Origin of the sequence: Kitasatospora sp. NPDC004615 (assembly GCF_042873545.1) — a bacterium.
Classification (GTDB): Bacteria; Actinomycetota; Actinomycetes; order Streptomycetales; family Streptomycetaceae; genus Kitasatospora.
This window is the reverse complement of record NZ_JBIALQ010000016.1, coordinates 90,972-101,525: the sequence shown is the minus strand read 5'-3', so window position 1 is coordinate 101,525 and position 10,554 is coordinate 90,972. Positions and strand designations below refer to the sequence as shown.

Below are 10,554 nucleotides of genomic sequence, written 5' to 3'. Positions count from 1 at the left end.
TCAGGGATTGGCCGCCCCGGGACCGTCCACACAGATTGCGTGTCCGGTGCTCCCTGCCGAGCGACCAGTGAACACTACGCCGGATCCGCCCCAGGCGCAAACACCTCCCGCGGGCACCCCGCCATCACCCCGCAGCGCCAACCCTTGAGCAGTCGCTCAAACCTCTGCCATGATGGCCGCGCCAAGCGTTGAGCGATCGCTCAAACTCGGAACAGGGGGACATCCATGCCTGGTCAGGGGCGACGCCCGACCAAACCGATCTATGTGGAGCTGTCGATCCGCACGGATCTGGACACGCTCTGGGAGCTCACCCAGCGGCCGTGGCACCACCAGCGATGGGACGCCCGATTCAGCCGCATCGACTACCTGAACTCCCCGAGCGAGCAGAGCGTGCGGAGCGAGCACCCGCCCGAGTCCGGTGCGGAGGAGGGGACGGAGAAGGGGACGGCGGAGGGAGCGGAGCCGGTCCGGTTCCGGTACCTGCTGGGGCTGGCAAGCGGGCCGGCGCTGACGGGAAGCGGGGTCACCACGGCCGAGCGGCGGCGACCGGACGGGCAGCGGGTGAGTGCGTTGCGCTTCGCGTCCGACTCGGGCTGGTCCCCGCTGCGGGAGGGTGCGGGGTACTGGCGCTACCTGCCCAGCGGTTCCGAGGGCCCGGCGGCTGATGGGACGTCGGCGGACGGAGAGCCCCACGTCGCGTTCGTCACCGGCTACGACTACCGCAGCTGGCGTTGGCCCGGCGGTGCGCAGCTGGACCGCTGGCTGGTGCGGCCGTTCGTGGGGTGGCTGACGGCCTGGTCGTTCGACCGGCTGCGGCTGTGGGCGGAGCGCGGGATCTCGCCGGAGCGGGCGTTGTGGCACGGGCTGGCCGAGGTGGCGGTCCGGGCGGGAGCTGTGGCGCTGGCGGGGGTGGTGGATGCGGCGGTCACGGGGCAGGCCGTCGCGGGCGTGCTCACGGCGGGGGTGGTGCTGGTGTTCGCGGCGCTCGTCCCGCCCTCGCCGCTCACTCCGGCTGCCCGCCGCTGTCGTCGTCGCCCGCGTCCGAGTGCTCGCGGCCGGGCCGCCGCCCGCGCACCCCGTCTCCTGACGGCGCTCGCCCCACCGTCCGACCGCTCCGCTCCTTCTACGAGTTCTACGAGTTCTACGAGTTCTACGAGCCGGAAGCACCTCTCCCCACGCCGACCCAGCAGGAACCTGGGCACGATCACCCTGGAGCAGCCATGACAGTCACCCTTGCCGTCACCGACCCGGCCGGCTCCCCCACCGCCGCGGCTCCGACTCGTTCGATCTTCCATGCGGCGCTCGGCGCGGACTTCGAGCGTCTGCACCCGGAGTTGCAGCGCCGGTTCGGCTTCTCCAGTGCGGACGGGATCGCCTGCATCGGCACGGGACGGATGGATCGGATCGAGCGCGGGTCGCGGCTGCTGGTGCCGTTTCTCCGTGTGGGGGCGCGCCGCAACATCCTGTTTCCGGAGCAGGGGCGGGACATTCCGTTCACGATCGCCAATTACGCGTACCGGGACGGGTTCGGGCGGGAGACGGTGACGTTCGTGCGGACGTTCCAGTTCACCCGGCCGCGGCGGTTCGACGCGACGATGGTCGCGGCGGCGGGCCGGCCGGGGACGGTGCTCGACTATCTGGGCACGCATCAGGAGCTGGCGGTGGATCTGCGGCTGGGGGTGACAGCGCGTGGCGGGTTGACGATCTCCTCGGCGGCGCAGCGCTTGGCGCCGCTGGTGGGGGCGCCGGTGGTGCCGGAGTTGCTGACGGGGCGGGCGGAGTTGCACGAGTGGTTCGACGACGAGGCGGGGCGGTTCCGGATCAAGGTGCGGGTGAGCAATCCGCTGGTGGGGCTGGTGCTGGGGTACCAGGGGTGGTTCACGGCGGAGTACCCGCGGGTGGGGGCGGAGGGGATTCCGCGTCATGTCCGTCCGGTGCGCGAGAGCTTCCGGATGTAGTGCGACAACGACCGGCGGCTACGCTGCGGCCCATGAGCGACACACGTGAGCGGTTGATGGATGCGGCGATCAGTGCGCTCAAGCGGCAGGGGATCGCGGGGGTGTCGGCGCGGACCATCGCCGGGGAGATCGGGGCCAATCAGGCGCTGGTGTTCTACCACTTCAAGACGGTGGAGGGGCTGCTCGCTGCGGCGGCGCTGCGCGAGACGGGTCTGCGGCTGGAGCGGTACCGCGAGCGGTTCGCGGAGGTGCGGTCGCTGCGCGAGTTGCTGACGGTCGGCCGGGAGCTGCATGCGCGGGAGCAGGAGGAGGGGAACGTCGCGCTGCTGGGGCAGTTCCTGGCGGGGGCGAAGGGCTATCCGCAGCTCGCGGAGGTGACGGCCGAGGCGCTGCGACTGTGGACGGTGGAGATCGAGGCCGTCCTGGTCCGGCTGTTCGTCGGTCATCCGCTGGCCGAGTTCCTCGACCTGAAGGGGCTGGCGCAGGCGGTGACGGCCGGGTTCATCGGCCTGGAGCTGTACGACGGTGTGGACCCGACGGGCGCGGCGGGCGCGTTCGGGGCGCTGGACCAGCTGGGGGTGCTGGTCGAGGTGGTGGACGGCCTCGGCCCGGTGGTGTCGCGTGCGGTGCGGGCGACGGTGCGCCGGCAGGTGAAGAACAACAGCACGGAATAGCGGAACGCCGAACGGCCGGCCCCGGGCAGGGGGCCGGCCGTTCGGCTCGTACGGCGTTCTCAGCTGTTGGTGGGGAAGCCGAGGTTGATGCCGCCGTGCGAGGGGTCGAGCCAGCGCTGGGTGACGGCCTTGCCGCGGGTGAAGAACTGGACGCCGTCGGCGCCGTACGCGTGGCTGTCGCCGAACAGCGAGGCCTTCCAGCCGCCGAACGAGTAGTAGGCGACGGGGACGGGGATCGGCACGTTGATGCCGACCATGCCGACCTCGACCTCGTTCTGGAAGCGCCGGGCCGCGCCGCCGTCGTTGGTGAAGATGGCGGTGCCGTTGCCGTACGGGTTGTTGTTGATCAGTTCCAGGCCCTCGTCGTAGGAGGGGACCCGGACGATCGACAGGATCGGGCCGAAGATCTCGTCGTTGTAGACGGACATGCCCGGCTTGACGTGGTCGAACAGGGTGGGGCCGAGCCAGAAGCCGTCGGCGGTGGGGGCGCCCGAGGCGTCCTCGCCGGTGATGGCGTGCTTGCGGCCGTCGACGGCGAGTTCGGCACCGTCGGCGACGCCGGACTCGACGTAGGAGGTGACCTTGTCGCGGTGCTGGCCGGTGACCAGCGGGCCCATCTCGGAGTCGCCGTTGCAGCCGGGGCCGACCTTGAGGGTGGCCATCCGCTCCTTGATCTTGGCGACGAGTTCGTCACCGATCGGGTCGACGGCGACGAGCACGGAGACGGCCATGCAACGCTCGCCGGCCGCGCCGAAGCCGGCGTTGATGGCGGCGTCGGCGGCCAAGTCGAGGTCGGCGTCGGGGAGCACCAGCATGTGGTTCTTGGCGCCGCCGAGGGCCTGCACGCGCTTGCCGTAGCGGGTGCCGGTCTCGTACACGTAGCGGGCGATGGGGGTGGAGCCGACGAAGGAGACCGACTTGATGTCGGGGTGCTCCAGCAGGCGGTCGACCGCGACCTTGTCGCCGTGCACGACGTTGAAGACGCCGTCGGGCAGGCCCGCTTCCTTCCACAGTTCGGCGATGAAGTTGGCGGCGGACGGGTCCTTCTCCGAGGGCTTCAGGACGACCGTGTTGCCGGCCGCGATCGCGATCGGGAAGAACCACATCGGCACCATGGCCGGGAAGTTGAACGGCGAGATGATCGCGACCGGGCCGAGCGGCTGGCGGATCGAGTAGACGTCGACGCCGGTGGAGGCCTGCTCGGTGAAGCCGCCCTTGATCAGCTGCGGGATGCCGCAGGCGTACTCGACGACTTCCTGGCCGCGGGCGAGCTCGCCGAGGGCGTCGGAGTGCACCTTGCCGTGCTCGGCGACGATGATCGCGGCGAGTTCGTCCTTGCGGGCGTTGAACAGCTCGCGGAAGTTGAACAGCACCTGGGTGCGCTTGGCGATGGACGCCTTGCGCCAGCTGGTGAAGGCCTGGGCGGCCGCGGCGACCGCCTGGTCGACCTCGGCGATCTCGGCGAAGTCGACCTGGCCGGTGGTCTGGCCGGTGGCCGGGTCGAAGATGTCGCCCCGGCGGGGCGCGGTTCCGGCGGTGGCGACGGGCTGGCCGCCGATCCAGTGCGTGATGTGCTTGCTCAAGGTCTCTGCCTCCGACTGTCCACGGACGTCCCGCGCTCGTTGTCCAGTCTGCTCCGCGTACTTGGTCCACTCAACGAGCACCCTGACGGAGAACCGCGATTCACCCTTACAGGTCGTCGGGAGCCTCGGAATTATCGTCGACGGCGTCCAGGTAGGGGTCGTGCAGCCCGTCGGCGAGTTCGGTGGTCTCCAGCAGGTCGAGCCGCAGGTCCTGGGCCCAGGTCTCGGCCCACCGCCGGATGTCGGCGGCGCCGGCCGGGAGCAGCGCGGCGGCGCTCTCCAGCCGGTCGGCGAGCATCCCGGGGGTGAACTCCTCGTCGAACGAGCCTGCCAGCGCGAGGAGTTGGCCTTCGCGCAGCCGGGCGGTCAGGGCGTGCAGGGCGAACAGGTCGGTGGGCAGCGCGCGTTCGCAGAGGGTGAGGACGGCTAGCGCGGCGGTGTCCTCCAGCGCGGCGACCGGGAGCGGGGCGCCGTCGGACAGCACCGGCGGGTGGCGCAGCGGTTCGCGCCGCAGTTCGATGCCGAGCGCGGGCCGGGCCGGGTCCGGGAGCCCGAGTCCTCCCGAGGCGGTGACGGCGAGTTGGTGGCGGCGGGCGGTGCCGGGGGTGTCCTCGGTGCGGTGTCCGGCGGCGCGCAGCGTTTCGGCGAGTCCGGTGGCGAGGTCGGCGAGCGGCGGACCGCCGGCGCAGACCAGCAGCAGGTCGGTGCCGTGCAGCCGGACGGGCAGGCCGTGCAGCCGGAGCGCGTCGGCTCCGGCGAGTGCGAGGGCGTGCTGCAGGCAGTACGGCTGGGCGTCGGTGAGCAGCCGGGTGCGGTCGGCGTGCGGGTCCAGGGCGGGTGGCCCGGGGTCGGCGGTGCTGGTGTCCATGGGGACAGTGTGGGCCGCCCGGGCCGCCCGGTGCGGCGGCGCAGCTGCACGACACGCTGCGCCGCCCGCGTGGTCAGCGGTCGCCGAAGATGGTGCGGTGCCAGTCCTTGCGGGCGACCGCGGTGGTGTCGAACATGACGTGCTTGACCTGGGTGTACTCGTCCAGCGAGTACTGCGACATGTCCTTGCCGTAGCCGGAGGCCTTGTATCCGCCGTGCGGCATCTCGCTGATGATCGGGATGTGGTCGTTCACCCAGACGCAGCCGGCGGCGATCTCCCGGGTGGCGCGCAGCGAGCGGTGGATGTCGCGGGTCCAGGCGGAGGCGGCCAGGCCGTAGGGGGTGTCGTTGGCGAGCCGCAGGCCCTCCTCGTCGCTGTCGAAGGGCAGCACGACGAGCACGGGGCCGAAGATCTCGCCCTGGACGACCTCGCTGTCCTGGGCGGCGCCGGCGATCAGGGTGGGGCGGTAGTAGGCGCCGAGGGTGAGGTCGGTGCCGTCGTGGCCCTTGCCGTCGGCGGGGCCTCCGGTGACCACGGTGGCGTAGGCACGGGCGCGTTCGACGAAGCCGGCGACGCGGTCGCGGTGGGCGAAGGAGACCAGCGGGCCCAGGTCGGTCTGCGGGTTCATCGGGTCGCCGAGGCGGATCGCGGCGTACAGCTCGGCGACGCCGGCCACGAAGGCGTCGTACAGCGGGCGCTGGACGTAGGCGCGGGTGGCGGCGGTGCAGTCCTGGCCGCTGTTGATCAGCGAGCCGGCGACGGCACCGTGCACGGCGGCGTCCAGGTCGGCGTCGTCGAAGACCACGAACGGGGCCTTGCCGCCGAGTTCGAGGTGGGTGCGCTTGACGGTGGCGGTGGCGATCTCGGCGACCCGCTTGCCGACGGCGGTGGAGCCGGTGAAGGACACCATGGCGACGTCGGGGTGGCCGATCAGATGCTCGCCGGCGGTGCGTCCGGCGCCGGTGATGACGTTGACGACGCCGTCGGGGATGCCGGCGTCGGTGCAGGCCCGGGCGAACATCAGCGAGGTGAGCGGGGTGAGCTCGGCGGGCTTGAGGACGATGGTGTTGCCGGCCGCGATGGCCGGGAGGATCTTCCAGGCGGCCATCTGCAGCGGGTAGTTCCACGGCGCGATGCTGCCGATCACGCCGATCGCCTCGCGGCGCACGTACGAGGTGTGGTCGCCGCTGTACTCGCCGGCGGCCTTGCCTTCGAGGTTGCGGGCGGCGCCGGCGAAGAACGCGGTGTTGTCGATGGTGCCGGGGACGTCGAACTCGGTGGACAGCTTGATCGGCTTGCCGGTCTGCGCGGTCTCCACCCGGGCGAACTGGCCGGCCCGCTCACCGAGGATGCCGGCCAGCCGGTTCAGCGCCTCCGAGCGGGCGCCGGGGGTGGCGCCGGACCACTCGGGCAACGCGGCGCGGGCGGCGGCGACCGCGGCGTCGACATCGGCGGTGGTGGCGAGCTCGACCTGCTGGACGGTGCTGCCGTCGGCGGGGTTGACCACGCTGAACGGCTCACCGCCGGAGGCTCGGGTCAAGCGGCCCGCGATGTACTGCGCGCCGTCGTTGAAGCTGGTCAGGTCCATGAGTTGCCTCCATTGCCTACTCGACCCGGCCGACGATGCCTCGATTCGGGTGGCCGGGGCAAGCGTCACTCAGCAACGGCCCTCCCGACCCTCCTTACACGCTGCAAGGCCCGCACCTGGGCGACAGGGCGTTGCTCACGAGCATGATTCACTTGACACCCTGAAACCCCTGGAGGTATCCGCGATGCTCCCCACCGTCGCCCGCGTGCTCGATCTCGACGTGATGCGGCGCGGCCTGCCCCAGGTGGTGGCCGGCGCCTCCGCGCTGGAGCGGCCGGTGCGCTGGGTGCACGTCAGCGAGCTGCCGGACCTGGCGGGGCTGCTGCACGGCGGTGAGCTGGTGCTGTCCACCGGCATCGCGCTCCCGGAGGACCGGGAGGGGCTGGCCCGGTACGTGCGGGAGCTGGCCGAGGTCGGGGTGGCCGGGCTGGTGATCGAGTTCGGCCGGCGCTACTTCGACTCGCTGCCACGCGCGCTGGTGGCGGCCGCCGAGCGTCACAACCTGCCGCTGGTGGTGCTGCGCCGCGAGCTGAAGTTCGTCGCGGTGACCGAGGCGGTGCACGCGCTGGTGGTGAACGCGCAGCTGGAGCAGCTGCGCGTGTCCGAGGCGGTGCACCAGGTGTTCAACGAGCTGGCCACCGAGGGCGCGGAGCCCTCCGAGGTGGTCCGGCAGGTCGGCCGGATGGCGGGCGCGCCGGTGGTGCTGGAGAACCTGGCCCACCAGGTGCTGGCGCACGACACGGCGGGCCGCGGCGAGCAGGAGCTGCTGGAGAACTGGGAGCACCGCTCGCGCGGCGTCCACCCGCCCGGCCGCACCGGCTACGACCCGCGCTCGGGCTGGCTGGTCACCACGGTCGGCGCGCGCGGCCAGGACTGGGGCCGACTGGTACTGGTCGACGAGCCCGCGCCGCTCCCCCGGGACATGCCGCACAAGCACGCGATGCTGCTGGAGCGCGGCGCGGCCACCCTCGCGCTGAACCGGCTGGTGGTCCGCGACCGCGAGTCGCTGGAGCGGCAGACCCACCGCACCCTGCTGTCGGGCATCCTCACCCACGCCCTCACCGTCTCCGAGGTGTCGCTGCGCGCCCAGGCTCTCGGCGTCCCGCTGGAGGGCCGCCGCCTGGTCGGCGTGGTGCTGAGGCAGCGTCAGGGTCCGCTCCCCGCCGCCCTGGAGGCGCAGGCCCGGCTGCGCGACTTCACCGAACTGGCCGCCACCGCGATCCGCTCCGCCCGGCTCTCCGCCCTGGTCGGCGCGCTGGACGACGAGGGCGTGGGCGTCCTGATCGCGCTCGGCTCGCAGCAGGACGAACACACCTCGCTGGAGGCCTTCGCCGCGGCGCTCCGCCGGCTGTCCGCCGAGGCCGGCCGGGACGGCGCGGCCGCCGAACCGGTCATAGCGGTCGGCTCCTCGGTGGGCTCGGTCCGCGACGCCCGCCGCGCCCTGCTGGAAGCCACCCAGGTCGCCGACGCCGCCCTGCACGACGCCCCCGGCAGCCGGGCCGCCTACTACCGTCTCCCCGACGTCCGCCTGCGCGGCCTCCTGCACCTGCTGCGCGACGACGAGCGCCTGCAGACCTACGTGGAACGCGAACTCGGCCCCCTCCTCGCCCACGACGCCGAACACGGCGGCCAGTTGGTGCAGATGCTGCGCATCTACCTGGAACAGGGCCGCAACAAGTCCGCCGCCGCGGACGCCGCCCACCTGTCCCGCCCGTCCTTCTACGACCGCCTCCACAAGGTCGAACGCATCCTCGGCGTCGACCTGGACCAGGTGGAGTCCTGCCTGTCCCTGCACGTCGCACTGCTGGCGCTGGACGCGGTGCGCCGCTGACACGATGTCAGCGACGCACCCTGGAATCAGCGCGGTCCGAGGGCGACCAGCCCGGCGAGTTCCTCCTCGTAGATCTCCAGCGCGGCCAGCGAGCCGTCCGCGAGGTGCAGGTCGGCGCGGTTGGAGAGCCAGGTGTGCCGGGGCTCGACCCGGACCAGGTGGGCGTAGGGCAGGTCGCCGAGGGCGTACATGGTGCGGCTGTTGACCGCGGTGGCGGCCAGTAGAATCCGCCGGTCGGTGAAGACCATCAGCACGTCGTCGTTGTCGAAGTCGCCATGGGCGGAACGCACCGCGATGACGAACTGTCCGGCTTGACTCTGCCAGCCGCGGGTAAGACCGCGGCCGCGGAAGAGCCGGCGGAAGGTGCGGATCAGGCCCCAGGTGCAGTCCTCGACCAGGTCGGAGAGGAACCCTCCGAAGTCGAGCACCACGGACAGGCAGCCGACCCCGGCCTCGGTGCCCCGCCCGAAGCGCTCCTTACGGTAGCGGCGCGGGGGGCGGCGGATCAGGTCGCAGAGGTCGGCGTCCACGATGCCGCGCACCTGCTCGCCGGGGGCGAGCAGGTGGACGATCTCCGACAGGTGCTGTCCGCCGTACTGGACGGTGCCGTACGTCGGCGCGGTGTCGTACGGGAGATGGTTCATCCGAAAGCCTCCTCGATGCGGTTCTTCGGAACCCGGTAGGGCTGTGGCTTGCCGGGACCGTCGAGGGCGCCGGTGACCGTGTCGACGTTGCGGTCGTCGCGGAAGGTGTCCCCGAGCAGGCCGCCGTAGTCGCCCGCACCGATACCGGCGCCGATCACCGCCTTGGTGCCGCCCTTGATCGGGGAGAACACCTGCTTGACTCCGATCTGCACGCCCGCCTTCAACAGGCGCTCCTCCAGCGGCAGGTCATCGGCGTTCTTGATCACACCCCAGCCGGCCTTCAAGGGCTTCTTGCCCATCTTGCGGACCGCCTTGGCCGCCTCCGTCGCCTTCTGCAGGCCCTTACGGTTGCGGTCGATGGTGCGCAGGTCCTTGACAGCCTTCTGAAGCGTCCTCAACGCCTTGGCGAGGTCGACCGAGACCTTCTCGACCCGAGCGATGAAGATCGCGATCTCGGCCTCGGCGACCAAGGCCTCCACGATGGTGGCCAGGCCGACCGTGACGATGTCGATGACCACCATGACGGCCAGGCTGACGATCAGGGTCTCGATCGCCTCCCGGATGATGCCGATCACCAGGTTCTCGGCGAGCTGGCACTGGGCCGCGCCTTGCCCGATGATCTGTGCGACCTGCTCCATGTCGGCCGCGGTCGCGTCGATGCTCTCGACCACCTCGCCCATGTATCCGGCAAAGGATATGGAGGCGCCGCCGCGCCAGTCCTCGGCCAGCGGTGCGGCGCCGGCCCGCAGATCTGCGGCAATGGCGCGCATCTCCTTGGCCTGGGCCTGCCACTCCTGGGCGGCGGCGGTCAGTTCGGCCAGGTTGCCGGTGACCTTCTCCAGCATGCCCATGAGGCCGGTGGCGTCGAGCGCGGCCTTGACGATGTGGTCGAGACCGGCGTCCAGCCCCTCGCTGACCGGGTTGCTCAGGTCTGGCAATGGCGCGGTGATCGCGTCGACCCGGTCCCGGGTCCACTTGTAGGCCTCGCCGACCTGGCCGAAGTCGTTGATCGCGAGCCTGCTCACGGCTGGCCCCCCAGTCCGACTGCGAGTTCCTCGTCGGTGTCCCGGTAGTGCCCGGCCACCCCGTGCAGCGCCTCCCCAGCGCCGTCGAGCAGTTCCGTCAGGTCGGTGAAGTTCTGCCCCTCGGCCTGCGCGTGCTCCAGGTACGCCTGGTGCAGCGATCCGGAGCCGGGCAGCTTGCCGAAGTCCTCCGGGGCCAGCGGGAAGCCCGCGAGCCTGGAGCGCACCGCTTCGACCCGAGCAATCTGATCGTGGATCAGTTGCCCGTACCTCTCCAACTGTTCCGGATGAACCTGAAAGCCCTGTCCCCCCATGATTCCCCCAAGATCGTGCCAAGTTTAAGCCGATCATCGTACATATCTGCGCGTGGTGTGCTGACTTCAGCA

General features: G+C 71.4%; 10 protein-coding genes. 4 read left to right on the top strand and 6 right to left on the bottom strand.

Annotated features, from left to right (window positions below; all coding sequences use genetic code 11):
• Window positions 1–225: 225 nt before the first annotated feature.
• The 3 genes from ACFYS8_RS35275 to ACFYS8_RS35265 are packed head-to-tail and all read left to right on the top strand — an operon-like array spanning window position 226 to window position 2,632.
• Window positions 226–1,224 (top strand): hypothetical protein, encoded by a 999-nt coding sequence (locus ACFYS8_RS35275; RefSeq protein WP_387649377.1) that lies wholly within the window; start codon window positions 226–228, stop codon window positions 1,222–1,224.
• Window positions 1,221–1,958: a DUF4166 domain-containing protein gene (locus ACFYS8_RS35270; RefSeq protein ID WP_387649374.1), complete on the top strand. Its 738-nt coding sequence runs from the start codon at window positions 1,221–1,223 to the stop codon at window positions 1,956–1,958. Before ACFYS8_RS35275 ends, ACFYS8_RS35270 begins: the two co-directional genes overlap by 4 nt.
• A 32-nt stretch (window positions 1,959–1,990) precedes the next feature.
• Window positions 1,991–2,632, top strand: a complete 642-nt coding sequence (locus ACFYS8_RS35265) for a TetR/AcrR family transcriptional regulator (RefSeq protein WP_387649372.1) — start codon at window positions 1,991–1,993, stop codon at window positions 2,630–2,632.
• 59 nt (window positions 2,633–2,691) lie between these two features.
• Here ACFYS8_RS35265 and ACFYS8_RS35260 read toward each other — a convergent pair whose 3' ends face one another.
• From ACFYS8_RS35260 to ACFYS8_RS35250, 3 genes are all read right to left on the bottom strand, one after another.
• The gene (locus tag ACFYS8_RS35260; RefSeq protein ID WP_387649369.1) at window positions 2,692–4,215 is read right to left on the bottom strand and encodes a CoA-acylating methylmalonate-semialdehyde dehydrogenase; all 1,524 of its coding nucleotides are present in this window, start codon (window positions 4,213–4,215) and stop codon (window positions 2,692–2,694) included.
• A gap of 106 nt (window positions 4,216–4,321) precedes the next feature.
• Window positions 4,322–5,083, bottom strand: coding sequence for a hypothetical protein (locus ACFYS8_RS35255; protein WP_387649366.1), 762 nt, complete (start codon window positions 5,081–5,083; stop codon window positions 4,322–4,324).
• Window positions 5,084–5,156: 73 nt separating this feature from the next.
• A complete protein-coding gene (locus tag ACFYS8_RS35250) occupies window positions 5,157–6,671 on the bottom strand; it encodes a gamma-aminobutyraldehyde dehydrogenase (protein ID WP_387649363.1) in 1,515 nt (504 codons plus the stop codon).
• Window positions 6,672–6,855: 184 nt separating this feature from the next.
• On the opposite strand from ACFYS8_RS35250, the gene ACFYS8_RS35245 reads away from it, so the two are divergent.
• Window positions 6,856–8,502, top strand: coding sequence for a PucR family transcriptional regulator (locus tag ACFYS8_RS35245; protein ID WP_387649360.1), 1,647 nt, complete (start codon window positions 6,856–6,858; stop codon window positions 8,500–8,502).
• 26 nt (window positions 8,503–8,528) lie between these two features.
• On the opposite strand, the gene ACFYS8_RS35240 is transcribed toward ACFYS8_RS35245, so the two are convergent.
• From ACFYS8_RS35240 to ACFYS8_RS35230, 3 genes are read right to left on the bottom strand one after another with little or no spacing between them, the layout of a single operon-like run.
• Entirely contained in the window at window positions 8,529–9,146 is a 618-nt protein-coding gene (locus tag ACFYS8_RS35240) for a hypothetical protein (RefSeq protein ID WP_387649357.1), read from the bottom strand.
• A complete protein-coding gene (locus ACFYS8_RS35235) occupies window positions 9,143–10,171 on the bottom strand; it encodes a WXG100 family type VII secretion target (RefSeq protein ID WP_387649355.1) in 1,029 nt (342 codons plus the stop codon). The genes ACFYS8_RS35240 and ACFYS8_RS35235 overlap by 4 nt, the downstream gene beginning before the upstream one ends.
• Window positions 10,168–10,395: a hypothetical protein gene (locus ACFYS8_RS35230; protein ID WP_387649353.1), complete on the bottom strand. Its 228-nt coding sequence runs from the start codon at window positions 10,393–10,395 to the stop codon at window positions 10,168–10,170. Before ACFYS8_RS35230 ends, ACFYS8_RS35235 begins: the two co-directional genes overlap by 4 nt.
• Between the last annotated feature and the right edge of the window lie 159 nt (window positions 10,396–10,554).

Bases quoted from the DNA above. Each gene is read 5' to 3' on its own strand.
- ACFYS8_RS35275 (WP_387649377.1), top strand. From the start codon at position 226: ATGCCTGGTCAGGGGCGACGCCCGACCAAACCGATCTATGTGGAGCTG.
- ACFYS8_RS35270 (WP_387649374.1), top strand. From the start codon at position 1,221: ATGACAGTCACCCTTGCCGTCACCGACCCGGCCGGCTCCCCCACCGCC.
- ACFYS8_RS35265 (WP_387649372.1), top strand. From the start codon at position 1,991: ATGAGCGACACACGTGAGCGGTTGATGGATGCGGCGATCAGTGCGCTC.
- ACFYS8_RS35255 (WP_387649366.1), bottom strand. From the start codon at position 5,083: ATGGACACCAGCACCGCCGACCCCGGGCCACCCGCCCTGGACCCGCAC.
- ACFYS8_RS35250 (WP_387649363.1), bottom strand. From the start codon at position 6,671: ATGGACCTGACCAGCTTCAACGACGGCGCGCAGTACATCGCGGGCCGC.
- ACFYS8_RS35245 (WP_387649360.1), top strand. From the start codon at position 6,856: ATGCTCCCCACCGTCGCCCGCGTGCTCGATCTCGACGTGATGCGGCGC.
- ACFYS8_RS35240 (WP_387649357.1), bottom strand. From the start codon at position 9,146: ATGAACCATCTCCCGTACGACACCGCGCCGACGTACGGCACCGTCCAG.